The organism is Pseudomonas sp. L5B5 (assembly GCF_020520285.1).
In the GTDB taxonomy this organism is placed as follows: Bacteria; Pseudomonadota; Gammaproteobacteria; order Pseudomonadales; family Pseudomonadaceae; genus Aquipseudomonas.
The window spans coordinates 6,117,544-6,130,271 of sequence record NZ_CP084742.1 but is presented as its reverse complement, the minus strand read 5'-3'; the positions used below and the strand labels follow the sequence as shown (position 1 = coordinate 6,130,271).

Here is a 12,728-nt window from a genome sequence, read left to right as displayed (position 1 = left end):
CGCTCTGCTTCATTCATGAAGCGGGGCGATCATAATGATCGCCCCGCCCGAGTTATTGCGCTGCGTTACTCCTGGGGCGCCTCGTCGGCGGTGCCAGGCTCCTCGCCTTCGACGTCGATCACGTCACCCTCCTCGAGCACGTCTTCGAGCTCATCGGATGCCTGGACACGCTCCAGGCCCACCAGAGTCTCATCGTCGGCCAGCTTGATGAGCGTCACGCCCTGGGTGTTACGACTGAGGCTAGACACCTCGTCGACCCGCGTTCGCACCAGGGTACCCTGGTCGGAGATGAGCATGATCTGCTCGTCTTCGTGCACCTGGATGGCACCGATCAGATTGCCAGTACGTCCCTTCATGGCGATCACACCTTGACCGCCACGCTTGCGGCGCGGGAACTTGGCCAGCTCGGTACGCTTTCCGATGCCGCGCTCGGACGCCGTGAGAATCTGCGCGCCGGACTCGGGGATCAACATGGAGATCAGTTGCTGCGACTTGCCCAGCTTCATCCCGCGCACACCACCGGCCACACGACCGCGCTCGCGAACTTCGCTCTCGATGAAGCGGATGACCTTGCTGGCGCTGGAGAACAGCATGACTTCCCGCGCACCATCGGTGATGGCCGCTGCGATCAGCGTATCTCCGTCCTTGAGCTTCAAGGCAATCAGGCCGGCCTTGCGTGGCTTGGCGAAACGAGCCAGCGAAACCTTCTTGACCAGTCCGAAGGCGGTTGCCATGAAGACGAAGGCACCTGTCGGCTCAGCGACCCACTCAGGTGTATCGCGATCTTCGTCGTCCTCGGCTTCCTCGACGTCCAGCACTTCAGCTTCGGCCAGTGCGTCGTCTGCCTCTTCGACTTCCTCAGCATCAGTGCCTTGCTGCAGGGACTCGAGATCCACCTGCAACATCGCGGTGATACGCTCGCCCTGCTCCAGCGAGTCGATGATGTTCACCAGCGGACGACCGCGGGCGGCGCGGGAGGCTTCAGGAATCTCGTAGGTCTTGAGCCAGTACACCTTGCCCTTGCTGGAGAACAGCAGCAGGGTGGCATGGCTGTTGGCTACCAGCAGGTGCTCGATGTAGTCCTCATCCTTCACGCCAGTCGCCGACTTGCCTTTGCCACCACGGCGCTGGGCCTGGTAGGCCGACAGCGGCTGGGTCTTGGCGTAGCCGCCATGGGAAATGGTTACCACACGCTCTTCTTCGGGGATCATGTCGCCGTAGTCGAGGTCGTGGGTCGCATTGACGATCTCGGTGCGGCGCACATCGCCATATTCGGCGCGGATCACCTCCAGCTCTTCGCGGATCACTTCCATCAGGCGCTCGGCGCTGTTCAGGATGCGGATCAATTCGCCGATCTGATTGAGGATCTCCTGGTACTCGGCCAGCAGCTTCTCGTGCTCGAGACCAGTCAGGCGATGCAGGCGCAATTCCAGGATGGCTTGCGCCTGTTCCGGGGACAGGAAGTACTTGCCGTCACGCAGACCGAATTGTGGATCGAGGTTTTCCGGACGGCAGGAGTCCGCACCGGCGCGCTCGACCATGGTCATGACCGCACTGGACTCCCAAGGCGTGCTGATCAGTGCTTCCTTGGCTTCCGACGGAGTCGGCGAGGCCTTGATCAGGGCAATGACCGGGTCGATGTTGGACAGGGCAACGGCCTGACCTTCAAGGATGTGCCCACGCTCACGGGCCTTGCGCAGCTCGAACACGGTACGACGGGTAACCACTTCGCGACGATGGCGAACGAAGGCTTCCAGCAGATCCTTCAAGTTGAGGATTCGCGGACGGCCATCGATCAGCGCAACGACGTTGATACCGAACACGCTCTGCAGCTGGGTCTGGGCGTAGAGATTGTTGAGGATGACCTCGGGCACTTCACCACGACGCAGCTCGATTACCACGCGCATACCGTCCTTGTCGGACTCGTCGCGCAGCTCGGTGATACCTTCGAGTTTCTTTTCCTTGACCAGCTCGGCGATCTTCTCGATCAGGCGCGCCTTGTTCAGCTGGTACGGCAGCTCGGTGATGACGATCTGCTGGCGGCCACCGACCTTGTCGATGTCTTCAACGCAGGAGCGGGCGCGCATGTAGATGCGGCCGCGACCGGTGCGGTAAGCCTCGATGATGCCCTGGCGCCCGTTGATGATGCCCGCGGTGGGGAAGTCCGGGCCGGGGATGAACTGCATCAGGTCATCGACGGTCAGCTCCGGGTTGTCGATCAGCGCCAGGCAGCCGTCGATCACCTCGCCCAGGTTGTGCGGCGGGATGTTCGTCGCCATGCCCACGGCAATACCACTGGAACCGTTAACCAGCAGATTGGGGATCTTGGTCGGCATGACCGCGGGAATCAGCTCGGTGCCATCGTAGTTGGGCACCCAGTCCACGGTTTCCTTGTGCAGATCGGCCAGCAGCTCGTGCGCCAGCTTGGTCATGCGCACTTCGGTGTATCGCATGGCCGCCGCGTTGTCGCCGTCCACCGAACCGAAGTTGCCCTGGCCATCTACCAGCAGGTAGCGCAGGGAGAATGGTTGGGCCATGCGGACGATGGTGTCGTACACCGCTGTATCACCGTGGGGGTGATACTTACCGATCACGTCACCGACCACACGGGCAGATTTCTTGTACGGCTTGTTCCAGTCGTTACCGAGCTCGCTCATCGCGTACAGCACACGCCGGTGCACGGGCTTCAAGCCATCGCGCGCATCAGGCAGTGCCCGCCCGACGATTACGCTCATCGCGTAGTCGAGGTAGGACTGTTTCAGCTCGTCTTCGATATTGACCGGTAGGATTTCTTTGGCCAGTTCGCCCATGAGAAGCCTGATTCCTTTTTCTGGTGAAACTTCGCCACATCCAGACGGGACGAACGAAGCTCGCCGCTGCAGGCCCAGTGCCAGCACCGACTTACGACAAATCAACAAGTTATGACATGGATTTGCGCAGTAGAGGTGGCCGCATCGGACCACCTTGGAAACCGCCGGATGTTATCACAATCGCCGCCACGCACCTATCCCCCTGATGCGCCTGGGGGAGCATAGCCAGTTGCCCGATGACCGCCTGAAAGGGGACGACAGGGCCTCAGAGGGCGAATTCGCTCCAACGAACCCGGCTTTTACCGGCCCGACAGCGACAGTAGGCACAACTCCATCGGGGCGAACACCGTCCCAAGGTCAGTGCAGGCGCTTGCGGCACAGCAACTGGGCCAGTTTTGCGGCATCCGGCCGCTCGACGACGCCCTTTTCAGTGACGATGGCGTCGATCAGGTCGGCGGGCGTGACATCGAACACCGGGTTGAAGACGTCGACCGCCGCGCCCAATGGCTTGCCACCCACCTCCAGCAACTCCCGGGCATCACGCTCCTCGAGGGGAATGTCTTCACCACTGGCCAGGCTCATGTCGACGGTCGAACTGGAGGCCACCACCATGAAACGCACACCATGGTGCATGGCGTTGACTGCCAGCTGGTAGGTACCGATCTTGTTCGCCACATCACCATTGGCGGCAATCCGGTCGGCCCCGACGACCACCCAGGTCAAGCCCTTGGTCTTCATGATGTGTGCCGCCGCGGAGTCGGCATTCAAGGTCACGGGCACGCCTTCGCTGGCAAGCTCCCAGGCGGTCAGTCGCGAACCTTGCAACCAGGGCCGGGTTTCATCGACATAGACGCGCTCCACCATACCCTCCAGCCAGGCACCGCGGATCACCCCCAGGGCAGTGCCGAAACCGCCGCTGGCCAATGCCCCTGTATTGCAGTGGGTCAGCAGCGTCTGCGGATTGCCCTGGTGCCGGCGGATCAGCTCCACACCCAGCTGGGCCATGGTCAGGTTGGCCTCACGGTCGCTTTCATGGATTGCCAGGGCCTCGACCTCCAGAGCAGCCACCGGATCGGCATGCTCCCTCACTCGCTCCAGGCGCTCGCGCATGTGGCTCAAGGCCCAGGACAGGTTGGCCGCCGTTGGGCGCGTGGCTTCCAGCAGGTCGAAGTCGGCATTGAGCGCAGCCACCCAGTCGCCACCCGCGGCGAAACGCGCACGAGCGGCCAGGACGATGCCATAGGCGGCGCTGATGCCGATGGCTGGCGCACCACGCACCGCCATCACGCGAATGGCCTCGGCCACCGCCGCAGCACTATTACAGGCCAGCCAGCTCTCTTCGAATGGCAAGGCCCGCTGATCGAGCAGATACAGAGTGCCATCTCGCCAATCAATGGCCTTGACCTTCTCCGCAGCCAACAGACGATCGCGCATCCCTCACCCCGCACTCATGAACAAAGCCGCCGATTATAGCGATCCCCCGGCGAAGACGCTCGGGTATACTTCGCCATCCTTTGTCTCTTAAGCCCTGGACCGATACTCGATGCCGAACCGTGAACCTGCGCTCGACCTCCTGCTGCTGCCGACCTGGCTAGTGCCTGTAGAGCCAGCCAGCGTCGTCCTCAAGGAGCATGGCCTGGGTATTCGCGAGGGTCGAATCGCCTTCATCGGCCCAAGGGACGAGGCCCTGAAACATCAGGCCAGCGAAGTCCGCGAATTACCCGGCATGCTGCTCAGCCCAGGCTTGATCAACGCCCATGGGCATGCGGCCATGACGCTGTTTCGCGGCCTGGCCGACGACCTGCCCCTGATGACCTGGCTGGAAAAGCACATCTGGCCCGCCGAAGCCAAGTGGGTCGATGAAGCCTTCGTCCGCGACGGCACGGACCTGGCCATCGCCGAGCAGATAAAGGGCGGCATCACCTGCTTCAGCGACATGTACTTCTTTCCCAAGATCGCCAGCGAGCGGGTCCACAACAGCGGTATCCGCGCCCAGATCGCCATACCGGTGCTGGACTTCCCGATTCCCGGGGCCCACGACGCCGCCGAGGCCATTCGCCAAGGCGTGGAGCTGTTCAGCGACCTCAAGCATCACCCGCGTATCCGGATCACTTTCGGCCCCCACGCGCCCTACACCGTCGGCGATGAGAACCTGGAAAAGATCCGCATGATCGCCGAGGAACTCGACGCCTCGATCCACATGCACGTGCACGAGACGGCATTCGAGGTCCAGCAGTCCCTGGAGCGACATGGCGAGCGACCACTGGCCCGCCTCGCACGCCTGGGCCTCCTGGGACCGCGCTTCCAGGCCGTTCACATGACCCAAATCAGCGATGAAGACCTGGCTTTGCTGGTAGAAACCAACACCAGCGTTGTGCATTGTCCGGAATCCAACCTGAAGCTGGCCAGCGGCTTCTGCCCGGTGGAGCGCTTGTGGCAAGCCGGGGTCAACGTTGCAGTAGGCACCGACGGCGCGGCCAGCAACAACGACCTGGACCTGCTGGGCGAAACCCGCACCGCAGCGCTGCTGGCCAAGGCCGTGTCAGGCTCGGCGACCGCCCTGGATGCCCATCGCGCCCTGCGCATGGCTACCCTCAACGGTGCCAGGGCGATGGGCCTGGAAGCCGAAGTGGGCTCGCTGGAGCTCGGCAAGGCCGCGGACCTGGTGGCATTCGACCTGTCCGGCCTGGCCCAGCAACCGATTTACGACCCGGTGTCGCAACTGATCTACGCCACCGGCCGCGACTGCGTGACGCATCTGTGGGTTGCCGGCAAACAATTGCTGGACAACCGACAGTTGACCCGCATGGATACACGGCAGCTCGGCGAAACAGCTCGCGACTGGGGCCGGCGCATCAGCGGACACGCCCAATAATCCGGACCTTAAGCAAATGCTCGAGGCCCTAACGAATTCCTTAGCTTTGGAGCATTACCCATGAGCAACGTCGACCACGCTGAAATCGCCAAATTCGAAGCCCTGGCCCACCGCTGGTGGGATCGCGAGAGCGAGTTCAAGCCCCTGCACGACATCAATCCGCTGCGGGTCAACTGGATCGACGAGCGGGTCGGCCTGGCCGGCAAGAAGGTCCTGGACGTCGGCTGTGGCGGCGGCATTCTCAGTGAGGCCATGGCCCAGCGCGGCGCCACCGTTACCGGCATCGACATGGGCGAAGCGCCGCTGGCGGTCGCCCAACTGCATCAGCTGGAATCCGGGGTGAGCGTCGAGTACCGGCAAATCACCGCCGAGGCCCTGGCCGAGGAAATGCCCGAGCAGTTCGACGTGGTCACCTGCCTGGAGATGCTCGAACACGTTCCCGATCCTTCATCGGTGATCCGCGCCTGCTTCCGCATGGTCAAGCCCGGTGGCCAGGTGTTCTTCTCCACCATCAACCGCAATCCCAAGGCCTACCTGTTCGCCATCGTCGGTGCCGAGTACATAATGAAGCTGTTGCCACGCGGCACCCATGACTTCAAGAAGTTCATCCGCCCATCGGAACTCGGCGCCTGGAGCCGCTCCGCCGGCCTGACCGTCAAGGACATCATCGGCCTGACCTACAATCCGCTGACCAAGCACTACAAGCTGGCGGCGGACGTCGACGTCAACTACATGATCCAGACCCTGCGCGAGGAGTGACACATGGCCATCAGAGCCGTTCTTTTCGACATGGATGGCACCCTGCTCGATACCGCGCCAGACTTCATCGCCGTCTGCCAGGGCATGCGTCGTGATCGCGGCCTTGCGCCCATAGCCGACCAGCACATCCGCGACGAGATCTCGGGGGGTGCCCGGGCCATGGTGGCCGTGACGTTCTCCATGGACCCCGAATCCCCGGGCTTCGAAGAACTGCGCCTGGAATTCCTCGAGCGCTACCTCGCAGATTGCGCAGTGCACAGCCGGCTCTTCGACGGCATGGAGGAACTCCTGGCCGATATCGAACGGGCAAACCTGGTCTGGGGCGTGGTGACCAACAAGCCCCTGCGCTTTGCCGCACCGATCATGCAGCAACTGGGACTGGCCGAGCGCTCGGCCCTGCTGATCTGCCCAGACCATGTGAAGAACAGCAAGCCGGACCCTGAACCCCTGATCCTCGCCTGCAAGATGCTCGACCTGGATCCGTCCACCGTGCTGTTCGTTGGCGACGACCTGCGAGACATCGAATCCGGTCGTGATGCCGGCACCAAGACCGCGGCCGTGACCTACGGTTATATCCACCCGGACGACAACCCCCGGCATTGGGGCGCCGACGTGGTGATCAGCCACCCACTGGAACTGCGCCAGGTCCTGGACAATGCATTGTGCAGTTGCTGAGCCGCAACCTGTCCGCCTGAACCCCGGCCCCGTCCCCCTTTCTGTTGAGACCTTTTATGTTTGACTACTGTGCTCGCCCCGAACTGCTCAAGGACCGGATCATCCTGGTGACCGGCGCTGGCCGCGGCATCGGCGCCGCCGCCGCCAAAACCTACGCCGCCCACGGCGCCACCGTGCTCCTGCTGGGCAAGACCGAGGCCAACCTGACCGAAGTCTACGACGCCATCGAAGCCGCCGGACACCCGCAGCCAGCAGTGATCCCGTTCAACCTGGAAACCGCCCTGCCCCATCAGTACGACGAACTGGCGGCAATGATCGAAACCGAGTTCGGCCGCCTAGACGGCTTGCTGCACAACGCCTCGATCATTGGGCCGCGCACCCCGCTGGAACAGTTGTCCGGGGAAAACTTCATGCGGGTCATGCAGATCAACGTCAACGCGACCTTCATGCTGACCAGCACCCTGTTGCCTCTGCTCAAGCTGTCCCAGGACGCCTCGGTGGTCTTCACCTCCAGCAGCGTGGGCCGCAAGGGCCGGGCCTACTGGGGCGCCTACGGGGTATCCAAGTTCGCCACCGAAGGCCTGATGCAGACCCTGGCCGACGAACTGGACACCGTCGCCCCGGCGCGCGCCAACAGCATCAATCCCGGCGCCACCCGCACCAGCATGCGCGCCCAGGCGTACCCAGGCGAAAATCCCGGCAACAACCCACTGCCGGAAGACATCATGCCGGTGTACCTGTACCTCATGGGTCCGGACAGCACCGGCATCAATGGCCAGGCATTCGACGCGCAGTAAATTCCCTCCGTTCGTCGCGACGGAATACCGTCGCGACACCTCGATAAGACCTGTTCGGCGCTGGTTGGAAGCCAAACAAATGCCACTTTTGATGATGGCATTTTTTATCAACTTCCCAAGCATTTGAATTAAAACGAATTTTATTCATCTGAACCGAATGGCACGACTTTCGCTCTAAGAGCACTCAACACACAGTGCCTTGGCACCGTGGAAAACGGCATTGATCAGGGCGTGGTAGCCCCGAATGAAGCGGCATAAAATGTGCGCGATTGTCCTACGGGACTGAAGGAACAGTACGACGCGCAGCTCCGAGCCGCTCTCACCCAGCCAGCAAGACCCTACACCGTGCTCAGGGGGCGCAAGCTCAGATGAAGATTCCCACCCAGAACAACGCAATTGACTTCGACAGCGCCAAATTGCAACGCCTGGGCTTTACCCAACAGTCCCCCTTGCTCAAGCAACCGGTGAGCCTGGCCCAACTGCGTCAGCAATTGGGCCTGCAACTCCAGACCAGCCTGGAGCCGCAGCGCATCCTGGGCCTGTTTTTTCGCGAGGTGCAGCGCCTGGTGCCTCTGGATGCCCTGCATTACCAGCACCTTCCCAGCGACCTGCGCCTGGAATTCGGCCAACGCGGACACCACTCCATCAGCTACAGCCTCAGCCACGAAGGCGAGCCCATGGGCGAACTGGTCTTCCGCCGCAACCAGCGCTTCAGCGATATCGAACAGGGCCACCTGGAGTCCTTGCTGTCCACCCTGCTCTATCCGATGCGCAACGCCCTGCTGTACCGCGCCGCCACCCGCAGCGCCCTGCGCGACCCGCTGACCGATACCGGCAATCGCATCGCCATGGACCAGACCCTGCAACGGGAAATCGAAATGGCTCGCCGCCACCTGCTGCCACTGTCATTGCTGATGCTGGACATCGACCACTTCAAGCGCATCAACGACAGCCACGGCCACAGCGCCGGCGATGAAGTGCTCAAGAGCGTTGCCGCCTCGATCAAGGGACAATTGCGCAATGTGGACATGGTGTTTCGTTTTGGCGGAGAAGAGTTCCTGATCCTGCTTTCCAACACCGGACGCGAGGCTGCGGCCATGGTGGGTGAACGCCTGCGCAATGCCGCTCAGACCCGGGAGTATCGGGCCGATGGCAAGCTGATCGAACTGACCGTGAGCCTGGGCTGTGCGACGCTGTTGCCCGGAGAGTCTGCCGAAAGCCTGCTGCGCCGCGCCGACAGTGCGCTTTACGTTGCCAAGCGCGAAGGGCGCAACCGCCTGGCCATGGCGGGCTAGGCGTCCTGCAAATATCGCCACAAGCGCCTAGCCGCTTGTGGCGATCTGTCCTGCCAACTGCTGACTCAGCCCTCGGCCAGCGCCAGGCGCTCGCGGGTGACCGTGCTCTTTTCCTGCTGCATGCAGCGCTCCAGGAACAGATACATGTAGTCATAGCTCTTGCAGATCGCCTGGCGCAGCTCGGCCTGCAACGCCTTGCTCGGGCTCAGCCCGGCCAGGGTGACGATGATTTCCAGTGCTTCCCATGGATGGGCATCGTCATACTGCGCATGCATCTTCAGCCATTTCATCGCGCGCTTGCGGTCTTCTTCGGGAAAGGACGCAGCATAAATGCCGTTGGAGCAAACCAGGGCCGACCATTCGCCGGTTGCCCCTTCGATGGCGTAGTTGGTAGCGGCAATGGCCACGATCAGAGAGTCCGCCGAGCTGGTATGCCAGCACCAGTGGCTCAGGGCGTGCAGCTCCGGAGGCACCTGCTGAGCCTGCAGGTCTTCCAGGGCCACCCCGTGGGCCCGACTCCAGTGAACCCAGTAATCGGCATGGTTGAGCTCGACACGAATGTTGCGCATCAGCCAGCGGCGCGCCATGTCTTCACCTGGATGGCGGGCAAAACGGGTCTTGGTCAGGTTTTGTGCCATGTACAGGGCGAACTGCTCGACCACCGGCCAGCCACCGATCAGGTACTGGCGCATGACTTTCGAACTGAGCTTGTTGTCTCGCATGCGCTGGTACAGCTCATGCTCCACGACGCGGCGCTTGCTCTCACTGCAGTCCTGGATCAATTGCTGGGTCCAGGCGGGGTAGCTGGCAGCTTCCATGAGCGGGCCGGTTCGGCTGAATGTGTCGATCACTGTCGGGCTCCTTTTGATTGTGATGTACGGATCCAAAAGAGGTTTCAACGGAACGTGCCGGGCGCCTTGAGCAACACAGGCCGTGGTCGCACGGGTCGACACTGCAGGCTGTCACAGGTGAACAATTGCGGGCGCTCGATGTTGTAGCCCTGAGCATAATCCACGCCAATCTCGAGCAGAGCCTGTTCGATCTGCGGCGTTTCGACGAATTCGGCAATCGTGCGCTTACCCATGACATGCCCGATATGGTTGATCACCTCGACCATGGCCCGGTTAATCGGGTCGTCCAGCATATCCTTTACGAAACTTCCATCGATCTTCAGGAAGTCTACAGGCAAATGTTTGAGATAAGCGAACGACGACATTCCCGCACAAAAGTCGTCCAGCGAGAAATGGCAACCCAAGCCCTTGAGTTCATTTATAAAACGAATCGCACTGCCTAGATTGGCGATGGCGCTGGTTTCGGTAATTTCAAAACAGATCAGCCGCGGCGGCACCCGGTAGGCGTCGAACTGTTCCCGCAGGAAATCGAGGAACTCGTCGTCACCGATCGTGATACCGGACAAGTTGATCGCACACATGGCCATCGGCCCTTCGCGCCCCTCCTCGAGGCATTGGGCGATAATCTTGAACACGTTCTGGACAACCCAGCGATCAAGGGACGTCATCAAGCCGTAACGCTCGGCGGCCGGGATGAAGCTGTCCGGCAGGATCATGCGACCGGCCTCATCGTGCAGGCGCAGGAGAATCTCCAGGTGACCACCATCGCCTGCCATGTGACCCAAGGGGGTGATTTCCTGGGAATACAGACAGAAGCGATTCTCCTCCAGGGCCATGTGCAGACGCTGGACCCAGGCCATCTCGCCGAAACGCAGGGACAACTCCGAGTCGTCGGCATGATAGACCTGCACCCGGTTGCGACCCTTTTCCTTGGCCATGTAGCAGGCCATGTCCGCAGCGCGCAGGGACGCCTCGAGCGTCGTCGGGATTTGGGTGATATGCACCAGGCCGATGCTCACGGTGGTCACGAACGGCCGGCCCTTCCAGACAAAATGCAGGTTCTGCACCGTCTGGCGCAGGCCCTCGGCAATCTTCTCCGCCGCATCCGGCGAGCAGTTCTCCAGGAGGATGCCGAACTCGTCCCCGCCCAGCCTGGCCAGGGTATCGCCCTCGCGCAGACCCGATTGCAGCAAGGCGCAGATATGCCGTAGCAATTCGTCGCCGGCAGCATGGCCGCAGGTGTCGTTGACCAGCTTGAACTGATCCAGGTCCAGGAACATCAGGGCATGCCGCGCAGGCTGGCGAGCCAGGCCGTTCAGGGCCTGCTCCAGGCGGAATTCGAATTCCCGGCGATTGGCCAGGCCAGTCAGCGCATCGTGGGTAGCCTGCCAGGACAGGTTGGCGATGTATTGCCGCTCCTGAGTCATGTCGTGCAGCACCAGCACCGTACCGCTGACCTTCCCGGCATTGCGGATCGGCGCCCCCACCAACGTCACCGAGACCGTGCTGCCATCCAGGCGCTGGATCAGCTTGGAATGCTCGCTGCCGCCGCTGAGCTGGCCGCTGAGGATGTGCTCGATCAGGGTGAAACCGTCGGCCTGGGCGTTTTCATCCAGCAGGTTGAACAAGGCCGCCAGGGGCAGGCCAACGGCCTGCGCGGCCTTCCAGCGCGTCAGCTCTTCCGCCGCCGGGTTCATATAGGCAATGGCCCCTTCGACATCGGTGGTGATCACGCCGTCGCCGATGGACTGCAGGGTGATCTGCGCCCGCTCCTTTTCCAGTTGCAAGGCGCTGGCAAAGGCATGGCGCTGAGCCAGCAATTTGTGAGTGCGCAGCAACGCCAGGCCAATCAGGAACAGCGCCGTGGCCAGGTTGGTCACCAGCAACAGCCGCAGGATCACCCGAGAGCCCTCGCCCAAGGCATCGCTGAACGCCTTGGCTGCCGGGGTGACGCCGTCGTTGATGGCGAAGATTTCGCTCTTCCAGCGCAGGATATCGGCATCGCTGGCGCTGTTGCTGCTGATGCCCTGGTGCATCTCCCGCGCCACCGTATCCAGCTGCAGCAGGTAGCTGTCGCCCACGGTCCAGCGGTCGATGGCCTTTTCCAGGTAACTGAAGTGTCGGAAGTTGAGATACAGCCAGATCAGGCTGGCAACGTCGTCCGGATGGTTGCCACCCTTGAGGATGCCCAGCCGCGCTGCTTCCAGGTCCGGCGGCTGGTGATCCAGCGCCACCCGCAGCTCATGCCCGCCCTGGGGCACGGCAATCGCGTTCTGGTACTTGAGGAAGGTGCCTTCGTTGCGGCTGTCGGCGTACAGGCTGAGGTAGTAGATGGCGTCTTTCTGGCCTTTGGACCACAGGCTTTCGCCGGCAACGTAGCCGCGCACTGCCGACAGGACGTACAGGCTGAGTCCACCCAAGAGTGCCTGGAATAACACCACTGCAATGAAGGGCCAGACAATGCCCAACAACCGTGGCGTTGCGAAAGTCCGCTTTTGCTTCATGAGGGTCCTTGCTTCAGCACTGCTAAATGAACACCCAGTAGTCCCGCCTCAGACAGCACAGATTAGGCTAATTTCCCCCATTTCGAGACAGGGCGAACGGCCGTTGGGCCGGGTCCCCTGCAGCAGGTCCCGAGCCTCGCGTTCTGAAGCGTTCAATACACC

At 62.0% G+C, this 12,728-nt stretch carries 9 protein-coding genes; 5 read left to right on the top strand and 4 right to left on the bottom strand.

Annotated features, from left to right (window positions below):
- Window positions 1-65 precede the first annotated feature (65 nt).
- Both gyrA and mtnA read right to left on the bottom strand, forming a co-directional pair.
- On the bottom strand, window positions 66-2,810 hold the full coding sequence (gyrA, locus tag LGQ10_RS28295) for a DNA gyrase subunit A (RefSeq protein ID WP_226523855.1): 2,745 nt from the start codon (window positions 2,808-2,810) through the stop codon (window positions 66-68).
- A gap of 357 nt (window positions 2,811-3,167) precedes the next feature.
- The gene (gene mtnA / locus LGQ10_RS28290) at window positions 3,168-4,244 is read right to left on the bottom strand and encodes an S-methyl-5-thioribose-1-phosphate isomerase (RefSeq protein WP_058437456.1); all 1,077 of its coding nucleotides are present in this window, start codon (window positions 4,242-4,244) and stop codon (window positions 3,168-3,170) included.
- Between the two features lie 109 nt (window positions 4,245-4,353).
- Between mtnA and LGQ10_RS28285 the strand changes: the two genes are divergently transcribed.
- The 5 genes from LGQ10_RS28285 (at window position 4,354) to LGQ10_RS28265 (ending at window position 9,211) form a co-directional block, all read left to right on the top strand.
- Complete coding sequence (locus tag LGQ10_RS28285; protein WP_226523854.1) at window positions 4,354-5,685, top strand: TRZ/ATZ family hydrolase; 1,332 nt, start codon at window positions 4,354-4,356, stop codon at window positions 5,683-5,685.
- 60 nt (window positions 5,686-5,745) lie between these two features.
- Entirely contained in the window at window positions 5,746-6,444 is a 699-nt protein-coding gene (gene ubiG / locus LGQ10_RS28280) for a bifunctional 2-polyprenyl-6-hydroxyphenol methylase/3-demethylubiquinol 3-O-methyltransferase UbiG (protein ID WP_226523853.1), read from the top strand.
- A gap of 3 nt (window positions 6,445-6,447) precedes the next feature.
- On the top strand, window positions 6,448-7,119 hold the full coding sequence (mupP, locus tag LGQ10_RS28275) for an N-acetylmuramic acid 6-phosphate phosphatase MupP (RefSeq protein WP_226523852.1): 672 nt from the start codon (window positions 6,448-6,450) through the stop codon (window positions 7,117-7,119).
- Window positions 7,120-7,175: 56 nt separating this feature from the next.
- Window positions 7,176-7,916: a YciK family oxidoreductase gene (locus tag LGQ10_RS28270; protein ID WP_058437460.1), complete on the top strand. Its 741-nt coding sequence runs from the start codon at window positions 7,176-7,178 to the stop codon at window positions 7,914-7,916.
- Between the two features lie 368 nt (window positions 7,917-8,284).
- A complete protein-coding gene (locus LGQ10_RS28265; protein ID WP_058437461.1) occupies window positions 8,285-9,211 on the top strand; it encodes a GGDEF domain-containing protein in 927 nt (308 codons plus the stop codon).
- Between the two features lie 65 nt (window positions 9,212-9,276).
- Here the strand turns inward: LGQ10_RS28265 and LGQ10_RS28260 are convergent, their stop codons facing one another.
- Both LGQ10_RS28260 and LGQ10_RS28255 read right to left on the bottom strand, forming a co-directional pair.
- Complete coding sequence (locus LGQ10_RS28260) at window positions 9,277-10,029, bottom strand: TenA family transcriptional regulator (protein ID WP_413247639.1); 753 nt, start codon at window positions 10,027-10,029, stop codon at window positions 9,277-9,279.
- A gap of 77 nt (window positions 10,030-10,106) precedes the next feature.
- Complete coding sequence (locus LGQ10_RS28255) at window positions 10,107-12,566, bottom strand: EAL domain-containing protein (RefSeq protein ID WP_226523850.1); 2,460 nt, start codon at window positions 12,564-12,566, stop codon at window positions 10,107-10,109.
- Window positions 12,567-12,728: the final 162 nt, after the last annotated feature.